The following is a 22,613-nucleotide window of genomic DNA, read 5'->3' on the forward strand; positions in this document are numbered from 1 at the left end:
GCTGGCCCGGGTCAGGTCGCCCAAGTGGCGGGTCAGGAAATAGCCGAGCAGGATCATCAGGCCGGCCGAACACAGCATTTCAAGCAAGGCGATGCCGATGCCCTGGGTGAACAGCTGGTCGTGCGCGGTACGGATCTGCGACAGGTCGAGGCCGATGTGCAGCTTGCCCATTTTCTGGCCGTAGGCAGTGATCGGCACCACAACGTCGTAGCGCGGCTTGTCTTTCTGGTTGTCGAACAGGTCGAGCCGGGAATCGGCCGCCGGCAGCGGCGTACCGACCGGCCAGCCGCTGTTGGCGACCAACCGGCCGTCCTTGTTGGCGACGACGACGTAGTCGATGCCGCCGACCTTGGTGCTTTCGTCGAGCACCGCCTGCACGGTGGCATAGTCGCGCTGGGCGAGCGGCGCGACGATGGCGGCGCTGAGCACCGGGACGATTTCATCGACGTGCTGCTGTGCCTGCCGGCCCATATGGGTGGTCAGCAGGCGCAGGCTGTTGGCCACCAGCAGGCTCAGCATTACCGATTCGATGACGATGGCGACGATGAGCAACTGGCCGCGAACCGAGCGCAGGGGCGAGGCGAATTTCATTTGCCGCCCAGCACCTGCCTCGTTTCAGCGACGTAGGGGTCCATCGCCTCCAGCTCGCGCTGCTTGAGCGGCCGATAGCCGTCCAGCTTGTTCTGCGCGAAGTAGGCCTTGCCGTCGTCGCTGGCGGCGAAACCGGCCAGCGCCTTGTCCACCGCCTTGCGCTCCTTGGTCCACCGCTTGTTCAGCATGTAGACACGGCCGACCATCGGTTCGCTCTGGGCCAGGATGCGCAGGCGGATACGCTGCTCGGCCGGCAGTTTCTGGAAATTGGCCAGCGACGTGAAGCCGGCGGCCGCTTCGCCGGCCAGCACCTGCAGGCTGACGCTGTCGGCGGCCGAAACGTAGCGCACCGGCACATCGCCGAGGTTCTGCTTCTTCATCCACTGCTGCCCCCACAGGGTAACCAGCGAACTCGGCGACAGGCCGAGAACGCTGCTGCCCTTCAGATCAGCCGGACTCTTGACCGGCCCGTTCTTGTCGACCAGGGCGACGGCCTTGAAGTCGGCGACGTAGGTGAGCAGCGGCAGGTAGCCGGCATCGAGCTGGAACAACCGGGCCTGGTGGCCGGTAGTCACCGCGATGTCGTATTCCTGGTTGAGGGCGCGCCGGGCGAATTCGGTGAAATCCGGCGCCGTCTGCACCTCGACCGGCTGCTGCAGGCTCGTTTCGAGCTGGCGGCGCAGCGGCTGGTACATTTCGAGGATGACCCGGGCGCTGGTGTGCGGCGCGATGCCGAGCACGAAGGGGCGTTGCTCCTGGCCGGCGGCCAGGCCGCCCGCCGCAGCGAGGGCCACGGCCAGGCAGAGTTTGAGGAAGGGGCGGCGCATGTGGGGGTCGGCGGCTCAGGCGTTGAGCCGGGCGAGGGCCTCGCGCAGCTTGCCCGGCTCGTCGAGACGCAGGATCTTGCGGACATTGGGGGCCAGTTCGTTGACCTCCGATTTCAGCACGCGCTGCTTGACGCGCAGAATCTGCGACGGGTGCATCGAGAAGGTGCGCAGGCCCATGCCGAGCAGCAGGCGGGTCAATTCGGGATCGCCGGCCATTTCGCCGCACACCGACACGGGGATGCCGACCTTCTCGGCACTGGCCAGCGTGTGGGCGACCAGCATCAGGACGGCCGGGTGCAGCGGGTCGTAGAGCGCCGACACCTGTTCGTCGGTGCGGTCGATGGCCAGCGTGTACTGAATCAGGTCGTTGGTGCCGATCGACAGGAAATCGAGGCGGCGCAGGAAGAGGCCGATGGCCAGCGCGGCGGCCGGAATCTCGATCATGCCGCCGACTTCGATGTTCTCGTCGAAAGCGGCCTTTTCGCCGCGCAGGCTGGATTTGGCCTGCTCCAGCGCGGCCAGGGTCTGGTCGATCTCATGGGCGTGGGCCAGCATCGGGATGAGCAGCTTGATCGGGCCGTGCCGCGAGGCGCGCAAGATGGCGCGCAGCTGGGTCTGGAACATGCGCGGCTCGGCCAGCGACAGGCGGATGGCACGGCGGCCGAGCGCCGGGTTGGTCTTGACGCGGTCACCGGCCGAAGCCTGCGGGTTCAGGTCCTTGTCGGCGCCGAGGTCGAAGGTGCGGATGGTGACCGGCCGGCCGGCCATGCCCTTGACCACTTTCTTGTACGCCTCGTACTGCTCCTGCTCGTCGGGCATGTCGCCGCGGTCGAGAAAGAGGAATTCGGTACGGAACAGGCCGACGCCTTCGGCGCCGCATTCGAGGGCGACCGGGACGTCGCCCGGCAATTCGATATTGGCGAACAACTGCACTTCAACGCCGTCGATCGTCTCCGATTTTGCGCTCTTCAGGTGCCGAAGCTTGGACTTCTCCAGCTCGATCTGTTCCTTGCGCAACTGGTATTCGTCGAGGACGCGCGGGTCGGGATTGACGATGATGACGCCGCGCAGGCCGTCGACGATCAGCAGTTCGCCTTCACGGATCAGGCCGCGGGCGTTTTCCAGACCGAGCACGGCCGGGATCGCCATCGACCGGGCGAGGATGGCGGTATGCGAGGTGGCGCCGCCGACGTCGGTGATGAAGGCGGCGAAGCGGTGTTCCTTGAAGGCGATGGTGTCGGCCGGCGACAGGTCGTGGGCGACGACGATCAGGCTTTCTTCCTTGGACTTCTTGGCGTTCTTCAGCGCCGCCCGGCCGGGGTGGCCGAGCAGTTCCTTGACCACGCGCTCGACGACCTGCACGACGTCGAACTTGCGCTCGCGCAAGTAGAGGTCCTCGAACTGGTCGAACTGATCGACCAGGTGCTCCATCTGCTGGACCAGTGCCCATTCGGCGTTGCAGCGCCGCTCGCGGATGATGTCGCGCGGCTTTTCGGCGAGTTCCGGGTCTTCCAGGAACATGGTGTGGATGTCGATGAAGGCGTTGAGCTCGGCCGGTGCGTGCTCGGTATTCTCCTTCATCAGGATCAGCTCGTCCTTGACCGCCTTGACGGCGGCGTCGAAACGCTCGATTTCCTTGTCGATCAGGCGCGGTGCCAGCGTCAGGTGGGCCACCTCGAGGGTGGCGTGCGACATCAGCATGGCGCGCCCGATGGCGATGCCGCCGGATACTCCCAAACCGTGCAGCGTAAAGCTCATGTGGCTTACTCTCCCTCGCCGAAGTAGTCGGCGATCAGCGCGAGCAGGGCTTCCATCGCCTCCGCCTCGTCGGCGCCATCGGTTTCCAGCGTGACCATCGACCCCTTGCCGGCGGCCAGCATCATGACGCCCATGATGCTCTTGGCGTTGATGCGGCGGGTGCCCTTGCTCATCCAGATTTCGCACTTGTACTTGCCGGCGAGCTGGGTCAGCTTGGCCGAGGCACGGGCGTGCAGGCCAAGCTTGTTGATGATTTCGGTTTCCTGGGTGAGCATGAATTCGTTTCCGGTTAATGGTCCAGCATGTTGAGGATGCCATCGCGGCCGCCGTCGCGGGCGCGGGTGAGCAAGGTCTCCATGTCCCTGTCGCGATAGTTCAGGGCACGCAGCAGCATCGGTAGGTTGACGCCGGCCAGGCCCTCGACCCGCCCCGGCTGGAGCAGCTTGAGCACGAGATTGGCCGGCGTGGCGCCGAAAATATCGGTCAGCACCAGCACGCCGTCGCCACTGTCGACCAGCTGCAGCATCTGCTCGGCAAGCGGCAACAGGTCCAGCGGGTCGTCCTGCGGGGACAGGCCGAGCTGGTTCAGTTGCAGCGGGCGCTTGTTCAGCACGTGGCAGGCATTCTGGATGAGCGCCTCGCCATAGCTTCCATGCGTGATGAGAAGAATGCCGATCATGCTGCGGATTCTAACCGAAGCCTTTGCCCGGGAAAGCGCAGTCGACCGCTTGTTTTACACCTCAAAGCCCTATCCGATATGGGTTTTTCGTCCTGGCGGGCGTCCCGCAGCGGTTTATTTGCGGCTGACGATCAGGATTCCGACGACGACCAGCGCCGCGCCGGCCATCTGGGCGGCCGAGATGTGCTCGTCGAGCAGCCACCAGCCGAAGGCTATGGTCAGGATGGGGCCGACCATGCTGAACAGGGAGGCACGGCCGGCACCGACATGACGGATAGCCGCGGCCTGCGCGAAAACCGGAATGACCGTGGCGAAGGCGGCCATGGCCAGACCCCAGCCATAGACCGGCAAGGGCTGGACGAAGGCGGACAACGGGTGGGCGGCCAGAAAGTGGACCAGGATGACGCCCGACGATACCAGCGAGGCCAGCGCCGAGAAGCGCATCGCCCCCAGGCGGGAAATCATCGTCGCGCTGCCCGACAGGTAGATGGCGTAGGAAACGCTGGAGCCGAAGACCAGCGCCCCGCCGATCAACACGCTCTGCGTATCGCCCAGGTTCAGGTCGTGCAGGAAGGCAAAGCCGATGCCGCTGTAGCACAGCACGACGGCAATGCCCTCGCGGTGGGTGAAGGGCTTGCCCTGGAACAGCACGCCGATCAGGATGGTCAGCGTCGGATAGGTGAACAGGATCAGCCGTTCGAGGCCGGCCGAGATGTATTCGAGGCCCCAGAAGTCGAGGAAGCTGGCGCCGTAGTAGCCCAGGCAGCCAAGCGTCAGCAGTTTGCCCCAGTCGCCGGTGGACAGGTCGCCGCCGGCTTTGCGGCTGGCCACGCCGACCCACAGGAAGACCGGCAGCGAAAAGCCCATGCGCAGCACGAGCAGGGTGATGGCATCGACGCCGTAGGGATAGGCCAGCTTGACGAAAATGGCTTTCAGCGAGAAACCGAACGCCGCAACCAGGGCCAAGCCAGCACCATAAGCGTTCGATTTTTCCAAAGTCGTTTCCAGTTCACTATCGAGATGCCGAATTAAAACCCGCTCCAATCGGAGCGACAATTGGTATTATCGAAAATGAGCATTCGATGGAAACGAAACTTTGCGCTACGACCTGCCCGACCTCCGCCTGGTCGCCGCCATTGCCGACAGCGGCAGCCTGACCCGTGCCGCCGACCAGGTACACCTCGCCCCCTCGTCGGCCAGCCACCGCCTGACCCAACTCGAAGCGGCGCTCGGCGTGCCGCTGTTCGCCCGCCATGCGCGCGGCCTGACGCCGACGGCGGCCGGCGAATCGCTGCTCCGCCACGCCCGCCAGGTCTTCGCCCAGCTCGAGCAGATGCACGCCGACCTCGCCCCCTACGCCAGCGGCCTGCACAGCCAGGTCACCATGTTCGCCAACACCAACGCCATCAACTGTTTTCTGCCGGAAGACCTCGGCGGTTTCCTGCGCGAGCAGCCGCAGGTGCGCATCAGTCTGGAGGAGCAGCCGAGCCCGGCCATCATCCAGGCCGTGGCGGCCGGCCAGGTTGATATCGGCGTGGTCGCCGCCGAAGGCGATCTGGCTGGGCTGGAAACCCGCCCCTACCGCCGCGACCGTCTGGTGCTGATCGTTCCCGCCGGCCATCTACTCGCCAGCCAACCCGCCGTCGCCTTCGCCCGGGTGCTGGGCGAACCCTTCGTCTGTCTGCACGCCGGCAGCGCCATCCATACCTTCATGATGAACCACGCCGCCCGCCTCGGCGGCCGGCTCGACGTGCGCATCCAGGTGCGCAGCTTCAATGCGGTGTGCCGCATGGTGGCGGCCGGGGTCGGCATCGGCATGGTGCCGCGCTCGGCGGTGTCGGCGGGAATGGCCGAACGGGTCGTCACCGTCGAAATCACCGACGATTGGGCGCCGCGCGACCTGCAGCTGTGCGTCCGTTCGCTGCCGGCGCTCAGTCCAGCGGCGGCGGCCCTGTTCCGACACCTAGCCGGGATGGGCGCCGGCTGAGCGGGACTGCCGCAGCAGTCGGGCCGGGCGTTTCTACAGCGGCCGCTTGACGGTCAGCGCGCCACGGATCTGGCCCTTGCTGTAGCCGGTGGCCTGGTCGTGCGGATAGCTTTCGGCCAGCCTGGCCTGCAGGCCGGCGGCAAAACTGTCGGCGGCGCCATGGCAGTTCAGGCAGACATCGCCGACCGGAAGAGCCTTCATGTAGCGCAGCACCGGCTTGCCGTCGATGGTCACGATCTCGCTCTTTTCCAGCGTCTCGATCTTTTCGCCGTTGGCGGCGCGGATGTTGAAATCGGCCAGCTGACGGGCTTCCCACAGATCCGGCGTGGCACGTTCGGGGTTGCGCGTCTTCAGGCTGACGCGGCGGATGTCCCAGCCGGTTTCCCGGCGCTTGGTCTGGATCAGCGCCGGCGCCTGTTCCTTGCACACGGGAATCGCCCCGGCCACGCCTTTCTCGGCGACCGCCTCCTGCATGGCCGCGACCACCTTGGGCACCACCGGCAGCACGGCCTGTTTCGTTTCGGCGGTCAGGGCACCGATATCCTGGGCCAGGGCGGGCAGGGCGGCGCACAGCAGCGCCATAGGGAGCAGTGTCTTCATGATGGAATCTGGTTAATCAGAAAACGCTTATGTTAAACCTTTGTCGGATCCCCGACCACCTGGCCGACGCTTGACGCACCGCACAATATGCCGCCACAATAAAGCCATGACTCTCGCGATTTCCCTGTTTGCCCTGATTCCGCTGCCGCGCCGCATCCTGCGTGCGTGGCGCGCCGCCGTTTGTCCGGGGCCGGGGATGGATTAGTCGTCGATACATCCCGATTTCAGCAAAGGCCGCGGCATAAGAACCCGCGGCCTTTTTGTTTTCCGTCGTTCCACCGCCCGTCGAAAGGAGTTGCCATGACCCGTATCGCCCCCTGCGCCTCGCTGGCCGAGGTTCGCCTGCACATCGACCGCCTCGACCGCCAGCTGGTCGCCCTGATCGCCGAACGCGGCGCCTATGTCCGCCAGGCCGCCGGCTTCAAGAAAACGGTGGCCGAAGTGCCCGCCCCGCAGCGCGTCGCCGAGGTGCTGGCCCGCGTCCAGGCCGTAGCGCTGGAAGCCGGCGCCGAGCCGGCGGTGGTCGACGCCACCTGGCGGGCGATGATCGCCGCCTTTATCGACAGCGAACAGCGGCACCAGGCCGCCTTGCATCCCCCCTCGCCCCACGCGCACTGAACCGGAGGAAAAACATGTCCGTCCCCCTCGCCTATCTCGCCATCGTCCTGATCTGGGCCACCACCCCGCTCGCCATCCAGTGGAGCACGCAAGGCATCGGCTTCGCACTGGCCGTGCTGCTCCGCATGCTGATCGGCGTCGTCGTCGCCGGGCTGATCATCGCGCTGTGGCGCATCCGCTTTCCGCTCCACGAGCGGGCGCGCCGCGCCTACCTGGTCGGCGGCCTGGCCCTGTTCGGCGGCATGGCGCTGACCTACTGGGGCGCGCGCTACATCCATTCCGGGCTGATTTCGGTGCTCTTCGGGCTGTCGCCGCTGGCCGCCGCCATCCTCGGCGCCGTGTTCGTCGGCGAACGCTCGCTGACGCGGGTCAAGCTGATCGGCATGCTGCTCGGCGCCGGCGGGCTGGCCACCATCTTCGTCCACGGCGACAGCCTCGGTCATGAACATGCGCTGGCCGGGCTATTCGCCGTACTGTGCGCGGTGACCATCTATTCGGGCGGCATGGTCTGGCTCAAGCAGATCGGCGACGACAGCCCGCCGCTGGCCACCACCGTCGGCTCGCTGAGCGTGTCGCTGCCGCTGTTCGCGCTGGTCTGGTGGAGCACCGACGGGCAGCTGCCGGCGATTGTGCCGCCGCGCGCCGGGGCAGCCGTCGCCTACCTCGGCGTGTTCGGCTCGGTGATCGGCTTCGCGCTGTACTACTACGTGATCAAGCACCTCGAAACCGCGAAGGTGGCCCTCATCACGCTGATCACCCCGGTCCTCGCCCTGCTGCTCGGCAGTTGGTTGAACGGCGAAAGCATCGGCCTGCGCCTGTGGCTGGGCACGGCGCTGATCCTGCTCGGCCTGAGCGTGCATCAGTGGGAGATGCTGGCCGGCTTGCGGCGGCGCGTCTGAGTCAGGTCATCGGGGCGGGTTAACCCGGCCCCGATGGCCGTCTGACGGGCATCACACGGCGCTCAGCCAGTCGGTGTGGGCGACATCTTCACCCTTCACACAAGCGAAGTAACGCTCCTGCAGCCGGCGGGTCACCGCCCCCGGCTGGCCCCGCCCAATGCGCCGGCCATCCACCTCGACCACCGGGGTGATCTCGGCCGCCGTGCCGGTCAGGAAGACCTCGTCGGCGCAATACACCTCGTCGCGGGTGATCCGCTTGGCGCGCACCGCCAGCCCGGCCTCGCGGGCCAGCGTTTCCACCGTGCGGCGGGTGATGCCGTCGAGCGCCGAGGTGGTCTCCGGTTGCAGCACTTCGCCGTCGCGCACGATGAACACGTTCTCGCTCGAGCCTTCCGCCACGTAGCCCTCGGTATCGAGCAGCAGCGCCTCGTCGTAGCCGTCGCGTCGCGCCTCGCGCACGGCGAGGATGGAGTTGGCGTAGGTCGAGATCGCCTTGGCCCGGCACATCTGCACATTGGGGTGGTGCCGCGCATAGGACGAGACGCGGACACGGATGCCCGCCTCGATGGCCTGCCCACCGAGATAGGCGCCCCACGGCCAGGCGGCGACCATGACGTGGGTGTCGGCGCCGGCCGGGTCCACGCCCAGTTTTTCGGCGCCGAGGAAAACCAGCGGCCGGATGTAGGCGCTGCGCAGGCCATTGCGGCTGACCGCCTCGCGGCAGACAGCGGCCAGCGCGGCGCGGTCGAACGGCAGGTCGATGGCCAGGATGTGGGCCGAATCCTGCAGCCGGCGCAAATGCTCGTCGAGTCGGAAGATGGCCGGGCCGTGCGCCGTCTCGTAGGCGCGGATGCCCTCGAAGCAGCCGTAGCCGTAATGCAGGGTGTGGGTCAGCGCGTGCACCTTGGCCTCGCGCCAGGGCAGCCACTGGCCGTCGAGCCAGATGTAACCGTCGCGGTCTTGCATGATCGTTCTCCTGGTAACCGTGGAATGGCCGCCGAAGCGGCCGTGGAGGCTCACCGGGGGTGGGGTGGGCCAGTTCCCGGGGCGTCGTCGCCGGGTAGGCGAGGCGCAGACGGACGAAGGCGGTGAAGCCAGCATGCCGCCCCCGCCGCACGCGCTCAAACGAATTGACACACGTTCAGATGAACTTAATTCACGCATGACGACAGATGCAAAAACCGGAATGGCGAGGCTATTAAGAAAGCCGCCGGTCGCTCATCCGGATGACATGAACAAACGCCCGCTTTCATGCTCTAATCGCCACGCATACGGCATTGGACAAAGCCTCATGGAATTACTCGACCAGGAGCAACGCGACTTTCTGTGCAGCGGCGTCAGCATCAGCCTGGCGGCTTGCGGTGACGACCGCGACAACTGCGTTATCCGCGCCGTGGGCTGCAAGTTCGTCGATGATGGGCGCCGGATCGCTGTTTTTCTGCGCCACTCGCGCTCGCCGGACTTCTTCCGCTTCGTCCAGGCCACCGGCCGTATCGCCAACGTCTTCTGCCTGCCGAGCACCAACCGCACCATCCAGATCAAGGGTGACGACGTCCGCGTGGAGGCCTTCCCGGCAGCCGATCTGGCGCTGATCGAGGGCCATCTTGCCCTGTTCCTGAAGCAGGTGGTGCCGCTCGGCGTGCCGGAGAGCGTGGCGCGCACCATCTTCGCCTATGACCCGGCCGATCTGGTCATGCTGAGCTATGTGCCGAACGCGGTCTTTACCCAGACGCCGGGTCCGAAGGCCGGCGAACTGCTGGGGAGAGCCGCGTGATGCCGCGCCTGGAAACCATCCGCGAGTGCTTCGACGGCGTCATCCCCGGCATCATCTCGACCTGCGACGAGGCCGGCACGCCGAACCTGGCGCTGTTGTCGCAGGTCCAGTTCGTCGATAACGAGCACGTCGCGCTGTCCTACCAGTTCTTCAACAAGACCCGGCAGAACCTGCTGGCCGGATCGCCGGTGCGCCTGCTGCTCAACAGCTACCTGACCGGCGCCGAATACCTGCTCAAGCTGACCTACCTGCGCACCGAAACGGCCGGGCCGCTGTTCGAGCAGATGAAGGCCAAGCTGGCCGGGATCGCCTCGCACGAGGGCATGTCCGGCGTCTTCCGCCTGCGCGGATCGGACCTCTACCGAGTCGACGCCATCGTGCAGATGGCCGGCCCGACCCTGCCGCCGCCCATTCTGCCGATAAACTACCTGACCGCGCTGCGCCGGGCCACCGAGCGCCTGGCCGGCTGCCCCAACCTGGACTGCCTGCTCGAATCGGCGCTCGATGCAGTGACGCGGGACTTCGGCATCGGCCAGGTCATGCTGCTGATGCTCGACGAAGCGCGCGGCTGCCTGTACACCCTGGCCAGCCGCGGCTACCCGGAATCCGGCGTCGGCTCCGAAATTCCGGTCGGGGCCGGAGTGATCGGCATTGCCGCCCGCGAGCGGACGCCGATCCGCATTGGCTTCATGACCACCGAATATAGCTACGGCCGCACCATCCGCGAGCAGATCGCCGAGGACGGCCAGGGTGCCACGCTGGAAACGCTCATCCCGCTGCCCGGGCTACCCGCGGCGCGCAGCCAGCTGGCGGTGCCGATCGGCGCGCCGGATCGCCTGCTCGGCGTGCTCTATGTCGAAAGCGTGAACGACCTGCACTTCGGTTACGATGACGAAGACGCCCTGATCGCCTTTGCCGGCCAGCTCGGCCTGGCGATGGCCCACCACCAGCAAAGCGAGGAACTGCCGGACGAGGCCGACGACGGCGAGGTCCGCAGCGCCCCGCCCGACGGCCCGCCGGTGGCCGTGCGCTACTTCGCCGCCAACGCCAGTGTCTTTATCGACGACGACTACCTGATCAAGGGCGTGGCCGGCGCCATCCTGTGGGCCATCCTCAGCGATTACGCCAAGCGGGGGCGAACCGGCTTCACCAACAAGGGGCTGCGCGTCGATTCGCGCATCCGCCTGCCGGGCGTCAGCGACAACCTCGAAGCGCGGCTGGTCCTGCTCCAGCGCCGGCTGGCCGAACGCGGCGCCGGCATCCAGATCGGCAAGGTCGGGCGCGGCCGTTACAGCCTCGATATCACCCGGCCGCTGAGCCTGATCGAAGGCTGATCGAAGGCTGATTGACGGCCGGTTTGCGGACGCTTTTCGGCCAAATCCGGCCGAAACCTTAAATCTTCACTCAGCATTTCTTAAAAGAATCGTAAGCAGCCGGCATGGCTCTTGTCGGCGATTTGGGGGTGGCTAGACTGGACTCATCGTCCACCGAGGAAAGCCGCCATGCCCCAGACACCCCACCCCAACGACCTCACCGGCCTGTACGCGCAAATGCTGCTGGTCCGTACCTACGAGAATGCCATCGTCGCCGGCAGCACCGCCGGCAAGGTGCCCGGAACCTGCACCTCGGTCGGCCAGGAAGCGGCCGCCGTCGGCATCGTCAATGCCCTGAGCGGCGACGACCTGATCCTGACCAACCACCGCAGCGCCGGCCACCTGCTGGCGCGCGGCGCCGATCCGGGGCGCCTGCTCGCCGAAGTGATGGGGCGCAGCGATGGTTACTGCCAGGGCATGAGCGGTTCGCTGCACATTTCGGTGAAGGAACTCGGCGTCGTCCTCACCTCGACCATCGTTGGCGCCGAGCTGTCGATGGCCACCGGCGTCGCGCTGGCGCAGCAGATGCAGGGCCAGCTGGGTATCGTCGCCTGTTTCTTCGGCGACGGCGCCGCCTGCGAAGGCAGCTTCCACGAATCGCTCAACCTCGCCTCGCTGTGGAACCTGCCCATCCTCTACGTGTGCGAGAACAACCACTGGCAGGCCTTCGTGCATCGCCGCGAAGCCAACAGCCGCGACCACGTCGCCGACTGGGCCGCCTCCTATCGCATCCCGGCCGCCACCGTAGACGGCAACGACGTCTCGGCCGTCCTCGCAGCGGCCCGTCAGGCGCGGGAAACGATCCGCGAAACCGGCCGTCCCTACCTGCTCGAAACGCTGACCTACCGCACGCGCGGCCATTTCGAGCCGGACGACCAGGCTTACGTCGATCCGGCCGAGCGCAACGCCTGGCTCGCCCGCGACCCGATCACCCTGTGCCGGCAGCAGCTCATCGACAGCGGCCGGCTGACGGTGGCGACCGCCGACGCCCTGGCCGCCCGCGTCGAAGACCGCATCGCGACGGCCCTGGCCTTTGCCGAGAACTCCCCCTATCCGCAGCCCGAACAGATGCTGCGCCACATCTACGCCTGAGGAAACGACCATGCCTGCTTTGACTCTCCACGATGCCGTCGGCGCCGCCCTCGCCGAGGAAATGCGGCGCGACGAAAAGGTGATCGCCTTCGGCGAAGGCATCGCCACCAAGCGCCAGGAACTGGTCCGCGAATTCGGCGGCCGGCGCATCCGCAACACGCCGCTGGCCGAAGGCATCATCGCCGGCACCGCCGTCGGCGCCGCCGGCATGGGCATGCGCCCGGTGGTCGACCTACTGTTCGCCCCCTTCCTGTGCTATGCCATGGACGAGCTGGTCAACAGCGCCGGCAAGCTGCGCTTCATTTCCGGCGGGCAGTTTTCCTTCCCCCTCGTCACCCTGGCCATGACCGGCGCCGGCTGGGGCGTCGGCGCCCAGCACAACCACAGCGTCGAGGCCTGGTTTGCCCACAGCCCCGGCCTCAAGGTCGTCATGGCCTCGACCCCGGCCGACGCCAAGGGCCTGCTCAAGGCGGCGATCCGCGACGACAACCCGGTGCTCTTCTTCCTCGACATCGGCCTGCTCTACGCCCCGGGCGAGGTGCCGGAAGGCGAGCACATCCTGCCGCTTGGCCAGGCCCACATCGTCCGCCCGGGCCGCGACGTGACCCTGGTTTCCTACGGCAAGACCGTCCATCACTGCCTGGCCGCCGCCGAAACGCTGGCCAGCGAAGGGCTGGACGCCGAAGTCATCGACCTGCGCACCATCAAGCCGCTCGACATGGCGACCATCCTCGCCTCGGTGCGCAAGACCGGCCGGCTGGTCGTCGTGCACGAAGCCAACCGCCTGTGCGGTGTCGGCGCCGAGATCGCCGCCCAGGTGGCCGAAGAAGCCTTCGCCGCGCTCAAGGCACCGGTCGTTCGCCTCGGCGGGCCGGATGCCCCGGTCGCCGCCAGCTACCCCCTCGAACAGGCCTACGTGCCGCAAGCGGCAGCCATAGCCGACGCGGCGCGGCGCAGCTGCCTGCCGCACGCGGCCTGATTTGCCCCCCCGCCCCAACCCCGACAGGAGAACTTCCATGCACATCACCCTCAAATCCGCCGCCGTCGCCACTGCCCTATCCTGCCTCGGCCTTGTTCCAGCTTTATCGGTAGCCGCCGGCAATCAAGCCGAGATCAAGCGCGGCGCCCAGCTAATCGAATTCGGCGGCTGCAAGGATTGCCACATTCCGCTCAAGATGGGCCCGAAGGGACCGGAAAAAGACGTAGCCCGCGGCCTGTCCGGCCACCCCGCCGACGCACCGGGCGCCGCCCAGCCCAAGCTCGACGCCTACTGGAACTGGGCCGGCTCGGCCACCATGACGGCCTTCACCGGGCCGTGGGGCACCTCCTATTCGGCCAACCTGACGCCGGACAAGGACACCGGCATCGGCGCCTGGCGCGTCGGCGACTTCATCCAGGCGATGCGGTCCGGCAAGCATCTGGGCGCCGGGCGTCCGATCGTGCCGCCGATGCCCTGGCAGGCCGTCGGGTCGTTGTCGGACAAGGATCTGCGGGCTATCTACGCCTACCTGATGTCGCGGCCGGCGGTGAACAACCGGGTGCCCGACTACACGCCGCCGTCTGCGGCCATCGCTGCCAAATGACCGGCCACCGCCGGCTCAGCGCGTCGACCGCTGGAGCCAGCGGATAAAACCGACCAGCGCAGGCTTGTCCTGCACCGCCGGCGGGGCCACGACGTAGAAGCTGCGGTCCGCGCAGTCCTCGACAAAGGGCCGCACCAGCTGCCCGGCGTCGAGGTAGGGCTGGGCCAGCGTCGCCGCCATCAGCGCCACGCCATGCCCGGCCACGGCGCCCTCCAGCATCAACAGGGCATCCTCGTAGACCGGCCCGGCGGCCGGTTCGGCATGACGGATGCCGGCGGCGGCGAACCAGCGCTGCCAGGAAAGCAGCGGGTGGCGCAGCAGGCGCACGGCGTCGAGGTCGGCCGGTGTCTTGAGGCTGGCGGCCAGCGTTGGCGAACAGACCGGAAACACCCGTTCCTGAAACAGCTTCCAGGCGAGCAGACCCGGCCATTCCTCTTCGCCGTAGCGCAGGCCGATGTCGGCCTCGCCATTGAGCAGCGGGCCGAGGCCGGTGGCGGTTGCCAGACTGAATTCGACGTCGGGATGCGCCGCCTGGTACTCGGCCACCCGCGACACCAGCCATTTGCTGCCCAAGGCCGGCGCCGCCGAAATGCGCAGGCGTTCCCGCTGTGGCGCGCGCAGCACGGCGCTCGCCTCGTCGAGCCGGAGCAGGGCGTCGCGCACCACCGTCAGGTAGCGCCGCCCGGCCGCCGTCAGCGCAATGGCCCGATGCCGTCGCTCGAACAGGTCCTGCCCGACATGCTCCTCCAGTTGGCGGATGCGGTGGCTGATCGCCGACGGCGTCAGGTGCAAGGCTTCCGCCGCCGCCTGAAAGCTGCCGAGACGGGCGGCGGCTTCGAAGGCGGGCAGGGTGTGGAGCGGCGGAAGATCGTGCATGGTCGCGGGCGGTTGTCGGCGGTTCGGGAATGCCGATGCTACTGCTTTTGCCCGCTCCGCTCCTTCTCGTATTCGGAATAGGTCTGCCGGTTCAGGTCATCCAGACAGCGCTGGCTTTCGCCGGGCGGCTGATTGCGGCACCTGCTCTCCGACGACTGCTGAAAGCCTTTGTACCAGGTTTCGGTGGTGCAACCGGCCAGCAGCAACAGCGCCGATATTGCCGGCATCAACGCGACAAACGACATTTTTCGACTCATTTCGACACGAACTCCTGACAACGTGATTTCCGCATGGGCACTAGCCCTCGGGAAAGAACACGAACAGCACGCAGCCTTCCTGCGACTGCGGCACATGCGACGTTCCGGCGGGATGATGGATGAAGGTGCCGGCCGGATAGCTGTTCCGTCCGTCGCAAAAGACGCCGGAGACGACGAACACCTCTTCCGGGCCGGGGGTATGCACATCGAGTTCCGGATACACGGCGCCGGGCGCGATCTCGAACATCAGCGCCTTGCGCCCGTCCGGCTGCGACCAGAGCAGGCGGGTGCTGAACCCCGGATGGCACGACTCGCGGGCCGGTACGTCCTGCCAATGCCTGGCCACCACGCCGTCCAGATTCATCGCTGCGACCAGCGCATCGGCTTGCGTCATGCCGGCAACCTAGAAGGAGCGACCATCGACATGCTTGACCGACAGCGCCGCCAGATCCACGTCTTCAAGGCAGCGCGCATTCACCGCCGCCATGGCGTTCCCGGCCGGATCGACACCTTCCCCGAAAGGATGGATGCCGCATTTCGGGCAGAAGTGATGCTTGATGCGCTGCTTGCCGAAGGTGTAGGTGGCGAGATTGCTCTCCGGCGTCAGCAGGCGCAGCTTGTCGCGCGGCACGAACCAGTGCAGCGACCCCATGCGCGAACAGATGGAGCAATTGCAATCCATGACTTTGGAAAGCTCGCCCTCGACCTCGAAAGCGATCTGCCCGCAGTGACAGCTACCCTTGTAGATCATGTTCGTTCTCCTTGCTGGATGAAATCGGTAGTGGCCCTACGAGGCTGCCTTGGCACACCCCGCCGGCTTGTGGATGCGCTCGGTCGACGCCGGATTGTTGATCAGTTTTTCGGCCGGCCGCCGCGGACGCGCCACCAACTCGCCCCCGCAGTTCGGACATGTTCCGGCCACCACGCCTTCCGCGCAGTCCGCACAAAAGGTGCATTCGAAGGAACAGATGCGCGCTTCCGTCGAATCGGGCGGCAGATCCTTGTTGCAGCATTCGCAATTCGGTCTGAGTTGCAGCATGGGGCTGTTCTCCGATGAGGACTAGTGCGGGCTTTCCGACTCAAAGTCGACGACTGATTCAGCAATGGACTCTCGGGCGGCTACCGACAACCGGGCAACCATACCCCTTCACGCATTGTCCATTCGCCTGCCGGCGAAATCAACGTGTCATTTTATGCCGCCAACGCCTTCCCATCAGCAGTCACCGACAGGCGACTTTGGCCGTCGAAATGCAGCGCGATCGTAGACGGCGTGGTGTGGCCGTCGAGCAGGGAGCGGTACTTGGCGATGACGGCCTGAAGCTCCGCCGGGGTTCGCGCGGCGCGGTATTCGGCGTCGAACGGCAAGGATTTCGCCATTTCTGTCTTCTGCGACGACAAGGCGTTCACCGTGCTCAACTGACGAGCGAGGACCGGGTTGTCATGCAGCGCTTCGCGAAACTGGGCGGCGTAGGCGTAGTTGCCCGGCAACTGAATCTGGCCATAGGCATCATAGCTGATGCTCGCCGGCGCCTCGGGAATGCCGTGCGCCGCGAGGAAGCCCGGCATCTTGGCCGATACCTGCTGGCTCAGCGCGTCGATATTGTTCTGCGTCGGCATCAGCAGCGGGATCGACAGCAGCGACTGGGATGGATCGGGCGTGAAATAGGTGTCGATATCGAGCGCCTTGCTGCCCTGAGAGGTGTCGTACGCCGCCTTCGCCTTGCCCTCCAGCTTATTCGCCTCCGCCGCCAGACGTGCTCGCCCGGCCTCGGAAATTTTTACGACGGCAGAATTTTCCGCCCCGCCGGCTGAACTTGCCGCCGGCCGACTGGGTGAAGTCAGACTCTTGGCGACCGATCCAACCAGCGAAAGCGCCGCCGACGCGGCCAGAGAGGCAATTGCCATGGTGCAACCCCATAAAAATCATCGTAATGGGGTGCTACTACGCAAGGGGTGTGCCGGCCAGGTTTTGGTAACCAACCCCTTGGCTCGCAATGGCACGGAATGTCGTGTGTCCGCGGGGCTATAGCGGTGTCGACCGGGAGATGTCGTCGATTCGCAGCGGGAACCAGGGGCATCGCTCGATGACAGGGTCGTAGCCCAGGAGCAGGAAGGCCATCGTTAAACCGGTGAACATCGGGAAGGCGTGACTTTCCAGATAACTACCGACGGCGGATTGAGTCAGGTTGGGCTCGTCGGTGAATATAACTACCGCATAACCTCCAGGGTAGGGACCGTCTTTCAAGGCGTGGGTTCGTTTGGCCTTGGTGGCCAGGCGTTCGCTGATGCCGGCAAGGAAGGTTTCGCGGGTCCACACGATCCACTGGTCGGTACGTCCGGCCTGATAGTTGACGATGCCGCGCGGATCGACCAGTTCGGTGACTTCGATGGCGACGCGCCGGTGTTCGCTATCGACTCCCTCGCAATCCGGCGGATCGCTGCCCCGGCCGCGGCTGCGCACCTGATGGAACGCCGTCTGGCCATCAGCTTCCATGGAGGCGAGCAGGTAGCGGACGACGCCCAGCTCGGCCAGGTCACGATTCAGCGGCCATTCGAAAAACGTGGCATAGCCGCGCTTTTGCGAGCGTTCGATGTAGCCGAAGATGTTCGATGGATCGTCGCGGGGCATCGCGGGCCGGTTCGCCTAGTGGCATCGGATAGCCAGTGTCCCGCCAGCCGGGGATGGCGTCAAATGCCGGTGCGGCACTCGACGCCAGTACGCCTTAGCGGCGGCCGCCGAGGATGGAGCCCAACACGCCGCGCAGGATCTGCTTGCCGATTTCGCGGCCGACCGTGCCGGCGACGCCGCGCGCCGCGCTCTTGGCGGCACTTTCCAGCACGCCTTCGTGGCGGCCGCCACGCGGGCCGGTGCTGCCGGTGAGGATTTCGCCGAGGCCGCCGAACAGGCCGCCGCCGGATTCCTGCTGCGGCGCCGGTGCGCTCTGGCGTTGCTGGGCTTGTTCGTAGCGCGGTTGCGGCTGCGGCTGGCCGGCGTGGTTGCCCCAGTCGTTGCCATTCATGCCGCCGTTCTGAGGAGCGGGGATGGCGCCGGGGGCGGCCTGGGTGGCGGCCGGCTTACCCTTGAGGACTTCGTAGGCCGATTCGCGGTCGACGGTCTGGCCGTAGGCGGCAAGCATGGGCGAGGCCTGGATCATGGCCTGGCGCTCGTCGGCGGTCAGCGGGCCGAGGCGCGAGGCGGGCGGGAAGATGATGCTGCGCTCGACGACATTGGGACGTCCCTTGTCATCGAGAAAGGAGACCAGCGCCTCGCCGACGCCGAGTTCGGTAATGACGCTGGCGGCATCGAACTTGGGATTGGCGCGCATGGTTTGGGCCGCGGCCTGCACGGCTTTCTGGTCGCGCGGCGTGAAGGCGCGCAGGGCATGCTGGACGCGGTTGCCGAGCTGCCCGAGGATTTTCTCGGGCACATCCAACGGGTTCTGGGTAACGAAATAGATACCGACGCCCTTGGAGCGGATCAAGCGGACGACCTGTTCGACCTTGTCGGTCAGCGCCTGCGGGGCATCGGTGAACAGCAGGTGTGCTTCGTCGAAGAAAAAAACCAGTTTCGGCTTGTCCAGGTCACCGGCTTCCGGCAGTTGCTCGAACAGTTCGGAGAGCAGCCAGAGCAGGAAGGTGGAATAGAGCGCCGGGGCCTGCACCAGCTTTTCGGCGGCGAGCACGTTGATGACGCCGCGCCCGTTGCTGTCGGTCTGCATCAGGTCGTGGATGTTGAGCATCGGCTCGCCGAAGAACTGGTCGCCGCCTTGCTGTTCGAGCGTCAGCAGGCCGCGCTGGATGGCGCCGATGGAGGCGGCGGCGATGTTGCCGTATTCGGTGGTGTAGCTCTTGGCGTTGTCGCCGACGTTCTGGACCATGGCGCGCAGGTCCTTGAGGTCGAGCAGCAGCAGACCCTGGTCGTCGGCGATCTTGAAGACCAGTTGCAGCACGCCGGCCTGGGTATCGTTGAGGTTGAGCAGGCGGGCGAGGAGCAGCGGGCCCATGTCGGACACGGTGGCGCGCACCGGCACGCCGCCCTGACCGAAGACGTCCCAGAAGGCGACGGAATTGGCGTAGGGCTGGAAGCCTTCGAGGCCGAGTTCGGCGATGCGCTTGAGCAGCTTTTCCGAGGGGGTGCCGGCAGCACCCATGCCCGACAGGTCGCCCTTCACGTCGGCCATGAAAACCGGCACGCCGGCAAAGGACAGGCGCTCGGCGATCGATTGCAGGGTCACCGTCTTGCCGGTACCCGTCGCGCCGGTGATCAGGCCGTGGCGGTTGGCCATCTGCGGCAGCAGGGCGGGATAACCGTCTTCGGATTTGGCGAGGTACAGGGGATCGGACATGGCGGGGACTCCTAGTAAAAATTATCCAATCATTCTAGCAATGCCCGGGCCGGGCTTAGTGACATCGCGTGACGCCGCCGAACTGACGAGAAGGCTTGCGGCGGGTAAAATCACGCCTTCTTCGTTTTTTGCAGTGGGAAATCATCATGGCTGGTCATTCCAAGTGGGCCAATATTCAGCACCGTAAAGGTCGCCAGGACGAGAAGCGCGGCGCCGCCTTCTCCAAGATCGCCAAGGAAATCACCGTGGCCGCCAAGATGGGCGGCGGCGACATCAGCTTCAACCCGCGCCTGCGCGTGGCCGTCGACAAGGGCAAGGCGATCAACATGCCCAAGGACAAGATCGACACCGCCATCAAGAAGGGTACCGGGGAACTCGAAGGCGTCGATTACGTCGAGATCCGCTACGAAGGCTACGGCATCGGCGGCGCGGCGATCATGGTCGACTGCCTGACCGACAACAAGACCCGCACCGTCGCCGAAGTGCGCCATGCCTTCTCCAAGCACGGCGGCAACATGGGCACCGACGGCTGTGTGGCCTTCCAGTTCAAGCACTGCGGCCAGATGATCTTCGCCCCGGGCACCGACGAAGCGGCCCTGATGGATGCCGCCATCGAAGCCGGCGCCGACGACGTTAACACCAACGACGACGGTTCGATCGAAGTGATCACCGCACCGACCGAGTTCATCGCCGTCAAGGACGCGCTGGAAGCCGCCGGGTTCACGCCGGAATTCAGCGAAGTGACGATGAAGCCGGAAGGCGAGAACGTCTTCGTCGGCGACGATGCGCTCAGGATGCAGAAACTGCTTGACGCCCTGGAAAGCCTCGACGACGTGCAGGAAATCTATACCACCGCCGTCATCGAAGAATAAGACGTTAGCCGACGATCCCTTGCCATTCGGCGGGGATCGCGCCGCTTTGATTGCCGTTCGCGCCACCAAGGATTTACCGTGAAACTTCGCCTGCTCGCCCCCGCCCTGTTGCTTGCCTGCCTGAGCCTGTCCGCCACCGCGGCGCAATACGCCTGTCCGGACCTCGGCGGCGCCAAGCAGGTCAACGCCTGCCCGACCGAGGACGAGCTGAAGCACACCTACAGCGGCTTCTGCAGCGACGACAAGAAGGTCTACGGCGGCGAGACCGACAACTGCATCCGCTACAAGGACTACCGGGCGATGAAGAACAACGCCCTGTGGGAATCAGCCGATGGCGTTTTCGACGGCTACGTGTCCTGCGACCTGCCGAAAGCCAAGGTCCAGGCCTTGAAGGCGAGCAGCATGAAGATCGAGAAGCAGGGTTCGCTGACCAAGGTGGTGTGCAGCTATCCAAACGGTGTGAGTTTCACCCATCGGACCAAGGCCGCCTGCAAGGTCGACGACGACCAGGCCTGCGCGGCCAAACCGGGCGGCTGCCAGGCCACTTGCGACTGAGCCGCACGGCCGCTGCATGATCCAGCCGGCCATCATCGATATCGAAGCCTCGGGATTCGGCCGCGGCAGCTATCCGATCGAGGTCGGCTACTACCTGCCGAACGGCCGGGCCTACTGCACGCTGATCGCGCCGGAACCCGAGTGGACGCACTGGGATGAATCGGCCGAGCAGGTGCACGGCATCCGCCGCGACATCCTGCTCGCCAAGGGCAAACCGGCCGTCGAGGTCTGCCTCGACCTGAATCGCCAGTTGCGCGGCCAGTTCATCTACTGCGATGCGTGGTCCTACGATTACGTCTGGCTCGGCAAGCTGTACGACGCGGCCGGCCTGGTGCCGACCTTTACCCTGAAGGACATCCGCGACCTGCTCGGCGACTGCGAGAAGACGCTGTGGCAAGCCACCCGCGCCGCCGTCGAACTGCGCCTGCAATTGCGCCGCCACCGGGCGAGCAGCGATGCCCGCATGCTGTTCGAAACGCTGCTCGAGGCCCGCCAGCGCTGCGGGCGGCACGGAATTTAAATGCAACGATTCGCCCCCTTCCTGTTCGTCTTCCTGTGGAGCACCGGCTTCGTCGGCGCCAAGTACGGCATGCCGTATGCCGAGCCGCTCTCCTTCCTGCTCACCCGCTACGTGCTGGTGATCGCCCTGATGCTGCCCATCGCGCTGGCCACGCGGGCACCGTGGCCGAAGTGGCCGCAGGAATGGCTGCACATCGGCGTTTCCGGCGTACTGGTCCACGCCATCTACCTGGGCGGGGTTTTCGTGGCGATCAAGCACGGCCTGTCGGCGGGCGTCACGGCGCTGGTCGTCGGCATGCAGCCCCTGCTCACCGCCTTTGGCTCGGGATGGCTGGGCGAGAAAGTGAGCGCTCGCCAGTGGGGCGGCCTGGTCCTCGGCTTCATCGGCGTCGGCCTGGTCGTTTCCGGCAAGCTGGGCGCCGGCGCCCTCGGCCCGATGCTGATCCCCGCCTTCGTCGCGCTGCTCGGCATCACCGCCGGCACGCTGTACCAGAAGCGCTTTTGCCCGAAATTCGACCTGCGCAGCGGTTCGGTCATCCAATTCGTGCCGACGGCCATCGTCACGGCCATCGCCGTCGCCGCTTTCGAGGACTACAACATCGAGTGGAACGGCCATTTCCTGTTCGCGCTGGGCTGGCTGGTGCTGGTGTTGTCGCTCGGCGCCATCAGCCTGCTCAACCTGCTCATCCGCAGCGGAAGCGCGGTCAACGTCGCCAGCCTGTTCTACCTGACGCCGCCGACCACGGCACTGATCGCCTTTGCCGTCTTCGGCGAAACCCTGACGCTGACCGCCGTGATCGGCATGGTGGTGGCGGTGAGCGGCGTCTATCTGGTGGCGAGGACGAAATGAGCGCCCCGCGCATTCTCGGCATCGACCCCGGCCTGCGGGTGACCGGCTTTGGGGTCATCGAGAAGCACGGCAACCAGCTCCTGTACGTAGCCAGCGGCTGCATCAAGTCCAACGACAAGCAGGCCCTGCCCGAGCGCATCGCCACGCTGTTCGCCGGGATCAGCGAAGTGATCGCCACCTACCGGCCGGATCAGGCAGCGGTGGAAAAGGTGTTCGTCAACGTCAATCCGCAATCGACCCTGCTCCTTGGCCAGGCGCGCGGCGCGGCAATCAGCGCCCTGGTCCATGGCGGGCTGCCGGTGGCCGAATACACCGCGCTGCAGGTCAAGCAGGCGGTGGTCGGCCACGGCAAGGCGGCCAAGGAACAGGTGCAGGACATGGTGGTCAGACTGCTTTCGCTACCCGGCGCGCCGACCGCCGACGCCGCCGATGCCTTGGCCTGCGCCATTGCCCATGCCCATGGCGGACAAGGTCTGGGCGCTTTGGCGACCGCCGGCTATCGCGTTCGCGGCGGCCGCCTGATAGGATGACACCTGTTTGAACATACAGTATCGCGA

General features: G+C 66.1%; 28 protein-coding genes and 1 pseudogene. 14 read left to right on the forward strand and 15 right to left on the reverse strand.

The annotated features are described in order from the left end of the window. Position 1: 1 nt before the first annotated feature. A pseudogene (locus tag LZ012_RS19760) lies at positions 2 to 67 on the forward strand (hypothetical protein); the annotation flags it as partial. 520 nt (positions 68 to 587) lie between these two features. On the opposite strand, the gene LZ012_RS01475 reads toward LZ012_RS19760, so the two are convergent. The 5 genes from LZ012_RS01475 to LZ012_RS01495 form a co-directional block, all read right to left on the reverse strand. Further along, positions 588 to 1,418 (reverse strand): phosphate/phosphite/phosphonate ABC transporter substrate-binding protein, encoded by an 831-nt coding sequence (locus tag LZ012_RS01475; protein WP_275706794.1) that lies wholly within the window; start codon positions 1,416 to 1,418, stop codon positions 588 to 590. A 15-nt stretch (positions 1,419 to 1,433) separates the two neighbouring features. Beyond that, positions 1,434 to 3,176 (reverse strand): phosphoenolpyruvate--protein phosphotransferase, encoded by a 1,743-nt coding sequence (ptsP, locus tag LZ012_RS01480; protein ID WP_275706797.1) that lies wholly within the window; start codon positions 3,174 to 3,176, stop codon positions 1,434 to 1,436. Positions 3,177 to 3,181: 5 nt separating this feature from the next. Beyond that, positions 3,182 to 3,451 (reverse strand): HPr family phosphocarrier protein, encoded by a 270-nt coding sequence (locus LZ012_RS01485; RefSeq protein WP_275706799.1) that lies wholly within the window; start codon positions 3,449 to 3,451, stop codon positions 3,182 to 3,184. A 14-nt stretch (positions 3,452 to 3,465) separates the two neighbouring features. Next, complete coding sequence (locus LZ012_RS01490) at positions 3,466 to 3,855, reverse strand: PTS sugar transporter subunit IIA (protein WP_275706801.1); 390 nt, start codon at positions 3,853 to 3,855, stop codon at positions 3,466 to 3,468. A 114-nt stretch (positions 3,856 to 3,969) separates the two neighbouring features. Then, positions 3,970 to 4,851 carry a DMT family transporter gene (locus tag LZ012_RS01495; RefSeq protein WP_275706803.1) on the reverse strand — a complete coding sequence of 294 codons (882 nt, stop codon included), beginning with the start codon at positions 4,849 to 4,851 and terminating at the stop codon, positions 3,970 to 3,972. A gap of 100 nt (positions 4,852 to 4,951) precedes the next feature. Between LZ012_RS01495 and LZ012_RS01500 the strand changes: the two genes are divergently transcribed. Further along, positions 4,952 to 5,842, forward strand: a complete 891-nt coding sequence (locus LZ012_RS01500; protein WP_275706805.1) for a LysR family transcriptional regulator — start codon at positions 4,952 to 4,954, stop codon at positions 5,840 to 5,842. A gap of 33 nt (positions 5,843 to 5,875) precedes the next feature. Here LZ012_RS01500 and LZ012_RS01505 read toward each other — a convergent pair whose 3' ends face one another. Next, complete coding sequence (locus tag LZ012_RS01505) at positions 5,876 to 6,442, reverse strand: Tll0287-like domain-containing protein (protein WP_275706807.1); 567 nt, start codon at positions 6,440 to 6,442, stop codon at positions 5,876 to 5,878. A 300-nt stretch (positions 6,443 to 6,742) separates the two neighbouring features. Here LZ012_RS01505 and LZ012_RS01510 point away from each other — a divergent pair, with 300 nt between their 5' ends. Together LZ012_RS01510 and LZ012_RS01515 are read left to right on the forward strand one after the other, a co-directional pair. Beyond that, positions 6,743 to 7,060 (forward strand): chorismate mutase, encoded by a 318-nt coding sequence (locus LZ012_RS01510; protein ID WP_275706809.1) that lies wholly within the window; start codon positions 6,743 to 6,745, stop codon positions 7,058 to 7,060. A gap of 14 nt (positions 7,061 to 7,074) precedes the next feature. Then, positions 7,075 to 7,959, forward strand: coding sequence for a DMT family transporter (locus tag LZ012_RS01515; RefSeq protein ID WP_275706811.1), 885 nt, complete (start codon positions 7,075 to 7,077; stop codon positions 7,957 to 7,959). Between the two features lie 51 nt (positions 7,960 to 8,010). On the opposite strand, the gene LZ012_RS01520 is transcribed toward LZ012_RS01515, so the two are convergent. Beyond that, entirely contained in the window at positions 8,011 to 8,925 is a 915-nt protein-coding gene (locus LZ012_RS01520; RefSeq protein ID WP_275706813.1) for a branched-chain amino acid transaminase, read from the reverse strand. 325 nt (positions 8,926 to 9,250) lie between these two features. Between LZ012_RS01520 and LZ012_RS01525 the strand changes: the two genes are divergently transcribed. From LZ012_RS01525 to LZ012_RS01545, 5 genes are all read left to right on the forward strand, one after another. After that, the gene (locus tag LZ012_RS01525; protein ID WP_275706815.1) at positions 9,251 to 9,733 is read left to right on the forward strand and encodes a hypothetical protein; all 483 of its coding nucleotides are present in this window, start codon (positions 9,251 to 9,253) and stop codon (positions 9,731 to 9,733) included. After that, complete coding sequence (locus LZ012_RS01530) at positions 9,733 to 11,067, forward strand: GAF domain-containing protein (RefSeq protein WP_275709592.1); 1,335 nt, start codon at positions 9,733 to 9,735, stop codon at positions 11,065 to 11,067. Before LZ012_RS01525 ends, LZ012_RS01530 begins: the two co-directional genes overlap by 1 nt. Before the next feature lie 168 nt (positions 11,068 to 11,235). Continuing rightward, complete coding sequence (locus LZ012_RS01535; protein WP_275706818.1) at positions 11,236 to 12,198, forward strand: thiamine pyrophosphate-dependent dehydrogenase E1 component subunit alpha; 963 nt, start codon at positions 11,236 to 11,238, stop codon at positions 12,196 to 12,198. A gap of 10 nt (positions 12,199 to 12,208) precedes the next feature. Then, a complete protein-coding gene (locus LZ012_RS01540) occupies positions 12,209 to 13,177 on the forward strand; it encodes an alpha-ketoacid dehydrogenase subunit beta (RefSeq protein ID WP_275706820.1) in 969 nt (322 codons plus the stop codon). Positions 13,178 to 13,214: 37 nt separating this feature from the next. After that, on the forward strand, positions 13,215 to 13,781 hold the full coding sequence (locus LZ012_RS01545) for a c-type cytochrome (protein WP_275706822.1): 567 nt from the start codon (positions 13,215 to 13,217) through the stop codon (positions 13,779 to 13,781). A 15-nt stretch (positions 13,782 to 13,796) separates the two neighbouring features. Here the strand turns inward: LZ012_RS01545 and LZ012_RS01550 are convergent, their stop codons facing one another. From LZ012_RS01550 to LZ012_RS01585, 8 genes are all read right to left on the reverse strand, one after another. Further along, entirely contained in the window at positions 13,797 to 14,657 is an 861-nt protein-coding gene (locus LZ012_RS01550) for a LysR substrate-binding domain-containing protein (RefSeq protein ID WP_275706824.1), read from the reverse strand. 38 nt (positions 14,658 to 14,695) lie between these two features. Continuing rightward, positions 14,696 to 14,914 (reverse strand): hypothetical protein, encoded by a 219-nt coding sequence (locus LZ012_RS01555; protein ID WP_275706826.1) that lies wholly within the window; start codon positions 14,912 to 14,914, stop codon positions 14,696 to 14,698. Between the two features lie 40 nt (positions 14,915 to 14,954). Then, positions 14,955 to 15,308, reverse strand: coding sequence for a cupin domain-containing protein (locus LZ012_RS01560; protein ID WP_275706828.1), 354 nt, complete (start codon positions 15,306 to 15,308; stop codon positions 14,955 to 14,957). Positions 15,309 to 15,317: 9 nt separating this feature from the next. After that, positions 15,318 to 15,665, reverse strand: coding sequence for a GFA family protein (locus tag LZ012_RS01565; RefSeq protein WP_275706830.1), 348 nt, complete (start codon positions 15,663 to 15,665; stop codon positions 15,318 to 15,320). A 36-nt stretch (positions 15,666 to 15,701) separates the two neighbouring features. Further along, positions 15,702 to 15,953, reverse strand: a complete 252-nt coding sequence (locus LZ012_RS01570) for a DUF1272 domain-containing protein (protein ID WP_275706832.1) — start codon at positions 15,951 to 15,953, stop codon at positions 15,702 to 15,704. 152 nt (positions 15,954 to 16,105) lie between these two features. Beyond that, complete coding sequence (locus tag LZ012_RS01575; protein WP_275706834.1) at positions 16,106 to 16,819, reverse strand: hypothetical protein; 714 nt, start codon at positions 16,817 to 16,819, stop codon at positions 16,106 to 16,108. 118 nt (positions 16,820 to 16,937) lie between these two features. After that, complete coding sequence (locus LZ012_RS01580) at positions 16,938 to 17,543, reverse strand: hypothetical protein (RefSeq protein ID WP_275706836.1); 606 nt, start codon at positions 17,541 to 17,543, stop codon at positions 16,938 to 16,940. A gap of 94 nt (positions 17,544 to 17,637) precedes the next feature. Then, positions 17,638 to 19,260, reverse strand: a complete 1,623-nt coding sequence (locus LZ012_RS01585; protein WP_275706838.1) for a helicase HerA-like domain-containing protein — start codon at positions 19,258 to 19,260, stop codon at positions 17,638 to 17,640. A gap of 146 nt (positions 19,261 to 19,406) precedes the next feature. Between LZ012_RS01585 and LZ012_RS01590 the strand changes: the two genes are divergently transcribed. The 5 genes from LZ012_RS01590 to ruvC all read left to right on the forward strand — a co-directional run bounded on the left by LZ012_RS01590 (position 19,407) and on the right by ruvC (position 22,586). Continuing rightward, positions 19,407 to 20,132, forward strand: coding sequence for a YebC/PmpR family DNA-binding transcriptional regulator (locus LZ012_RS01590; RefSeq protein WP_275706841.1), 726 nt, complete (start codon positions 19,407 to 19,409; stop codon positions 20,130 to 20,132). Positions 20,133 to 20,210: 78 nt separating this feature from the next. Then, positions 20,211 to 20,687 carry a hypothetical protein gene (locus LZ012_RS01595; RefSeq protein ID WP_275706843.1) on the forward strand — a complete coding sequence of 159 codons (477 nt, stop codon included), beginning with the start codon at positions 20,211 to 20,213 and terminating at the stop codon, positions 20,685 to 20,687. 16 nt (positions 20,688 to 20,703) lie between these two features. Next, the gene (locus tag LZ012_RS01600) at positions 20,704 to 21,207 is read left to right on the forward strand and encodes a 3'-5' exonuclease (RefSeq protein WP_275706845.1); all 504 of its coding nucleotides are present in this window, start codon (positions 20,704 to 20,706) and stop codon (positions 21,205 to 21,207) included. After that, on the forward strand, positions 21,208 to 22,056 hold the full coding sequence (locus tag LZ012_RS01605; RefSeq protein ID WP_275706847.1) for a DMT family transporter: 849 nt from the start codon (positions 21,208 to 21,210) through the stop codon (positions 22,054 to 22,056). It begins immediately after the preceding gene. Continuing rightward, positions 22,053 to 22,586 (forward strand): crossover junction endodeoxyribonuclease RuvC, encoded by a 534-nt coding sequence (gene ruvC / locus LZ012_RS01610; RefSeq protein WP_275706850.1) that lies wholly within the window; start codon positions 22,053 to 22,055, stop codon positions 22,584 to 22,586. The genes LZ012_RS01605 and ruvC overlap by 4 nt, the downstream gene beginning before the upstream one ends. Positions 22,587 to 22,613 lie beyond the last annotated feature (27 nt).

Source organism: Dechloromonas hankyongensis (genome assembly GCF_022012295.1).
GTDB classification, from domain to species: Bacteria; Pseudomonadota; Gammaproteobacteria; order Burkholderiales; family Rhodocyclaceae; genus Azonexus; species Azonexus hankyongensis.

Bases quoted from the DNA above. Each gene is read 5' to 3' on its own strand.
- LZ012_RS01515 (WP_275706811.1), top strand. From the start codon at position 7,075: ATGTCCGTCCCCCTCGCCTATCTCGCCATCGTCCTGATCTGGGCCACC.
- LZ012_RS01605 (WP_275706847.1), top strand. From the start codon at position 21,208: ATGCAACGATTCGCCCCCTTCCTGTTCGTCTTCCTGTGGAGCACCGGC.
- LZ012_RS01535 (WP_275706818.1), top strand. From the start codon at position 11,236: ATGCCCCAGACACCCCACCCCAACGACCTCACCGGCCTGTACGCGCAA.
- LZ012_RS01505 (WP_275706807.1), bottom strand. From the start codon at position 6,442: ATGAAGACACTGCTCCCTATGGCGCTGCTGTGCGCCGCCCTGCCCGCC.
- LZ012_RS01590 (WP_275706841.1), top strand. From the start codon at position 19,407: ATGGCTGGTCATTCCAAGTGGGCCAATATTCAGCACCGTAAAGGTCGC.
- LZ012_RS01485 (WP_275706799.1), bottom strand. From the start codon at position 3,451: ATGCTCACCCAGGAAACCGAAATCATCAACAAGCTTGGCCTGCACGCC.
- LZ012_RS01585 (WP_275706838.1), bottom strand. From the start codon at position 19,260: ATGTCCGATCCCCTGTACCTCGCCAAATCCGAAGACGGTTATCCCGCC.
- LZ012_RS01575 (WP_275706834.1), bottom strand. From the start codon at position 16,819: ATGGCAATTGCCTCTCTGGCCGCGTCGGCGGCGCTTTCGCTGGTTGGA.
- LZ012_RS01545 (WP_275706822.1), top strand. From the start codon at position 13,215: ATGCACATCACCCTCAAATCCGCCGCCGTCGCCACTGCCCTATCCTGC.
- ruvC (WP_275706850.1), top strand. From the start codon at position 22,053: ATGAGCGCCCCGCGCATTCTCGGCATCGACCCCGGCCTGCGGGTGACC.
- LZ012_RS01550 (WP_275706824.1), bottom strand. From the start codon at position 14,657: ATGCACGATCTTCCGCCGCTCCACACCCTGCCCGCCTTCGAAGCCGCC.
- LZ012_RS01530 (WP_275709592.1), top strand. From the start codon at position 9,733: ATGCCGCGCCTGGAAACCATCCGCGAGTGCTTCGACGGCGTCATCCCC.
- LZ012_RS01560 (WP_275706828.1), bottom strand. From the start codon at position 15,308: ATGACGCAAGCCGATGCGCTGGTCGCAGCGATGAATCTGGACGGCGTG.
- LZ012_RS01570 (WP_275706832.1), bottom strand. From the start codon at position 15,953: ATGCTGCAACTCAGACCGAATTGCGAATGCTGCAACAAGGATCTGCCG.
- LZ012_RS01520 (WP_275706813.1), bottom strand. From the start codon at position 8,925: ATGCAAGACCGCGACGGTTACATCTGGCTCGACGGCCAGTGGCTGCCC.
- LZ012_RS01510 (WP_275706809.1), top strand. From the start codon at position 6,743: ATGACCCGTATCGCCCCCTGCGCCTCGCTGGCCGAGGTTCGCCTGCAC.
- LZ012_RS01580 (WP_275706836.1), bottom strand. From the start codon at position 17,543: ATGCCCCGCGACGATCCATCGAACATCTTCGGCTACATCGAACGCTCG.
- LZ012_RS01600 (WP_275706845.1), top strand. From the start codon at position 20,704: ATGATCCAGCCGGCCATCATCGATATCGAAGCCTCGGGATTCGGCCGC.
- LZ012_RS01490 (WP_275706801.1), bottom strand. From the start codon at position 3,855: ATGATCGGCATTCTTCTCATCACGCATGGAAGCTATGGCGAGGCGCTC.
- ptsP (WP_275706797.1), bottom strand. From the start codon at position 3,176: ATGAGCTTTACGCTGCACGGTTTGGGAGTATCCGGCGGCATCGCCATC.
- LZ012_RS01525 (WP_275706815.1), top strand. From the start codon at position 9,251: ATGGAATTACTCGACCAGGAGCAACGCGACTTTCTGTGCAGCGGCGTC.
- LZ012_RS01565 (WP_275706830.1), bottom strand. From the start codon at position 15,665: ATGATCTACAAGGGTAGCTGTCACTGCGGGCAGATCGCTTTCGAGGTC.
- LZ012_RS01555 (WP_275706826.1), bottom strand. From the start codon at position 14,914: ATGAGTCGAAAAATGTCGTTTGTCGCGTTGATGCCGGCAATATCGGCG.
- LZ012_RS01540 (WP_275706820.1), top strand. From the start codon at position 12,209: ATGCCTGCTTTGACTCTCCACGATGCCGTCGGCGCCGCCCTCGCCGAG.
- LZ012_RS01475 (WP_275706794.1), bottom strand. From the start codon at position 1,418: ATGCGCCGCCCCTTCCTCAAACTCTGCCTGGCCGTGGCCCTCGCTGCG.